1 pseudogene is annotated in these 313 nt (G+C 62.0%); it reads right to left on the bottom strand.

Features of this window, described 5'->3' with window-relative positions:
- Positions 1-107: 107 nt before the first annotated feature.
- Positions 108-313 (bottom strand): annotated as a pseudogene (locus PZH32_RS12415) (dimethyl sulfoxide reductase subunit B); the annotation flags it as partial.

Genomic DNA, 313 nt, shown 5'->3' with positions numbered 1-313 from the left:
CACGAGCCGCAGCCGATGCGCTTCTCGGGATCGGACCACACCTGGCCGGTCTCGTCGTCCTTCTAGATAGCGCCCTGGGGGAAGTTCGCCAAGCAGATGGGCTTGGCTCAGAGGTTGCAGGCGATGGAAACGGGGTAGGCGAAGGCGTCGCTCACCCAGCAGCCGGCCTCGTCCTGGGTCCAGGTGCCGCCACCGTACTCGTGGACATTGCGGAAGTTGATGTCCTCTGACAGGTCGTTCTTATCTTTGCAGGCCATGACGCAGGCTTTGCAGCCGGTGCAGCGCTGGCCGTTGAAATGAAATCCGTACTGAG

The organism is Adlercreutzia equolifaciens, assembly GCF_029076695.1.
GTDB lineage: Bacteria > Actinomycetota > Coriobacteriia > Coriobacteriales > Eggerthellaceae > Adlercreutzia > Adlercreutzia equolifaciens_A.
This window is presented reverse-complemented; position numbering and strand designations above follow the sequence as displayed.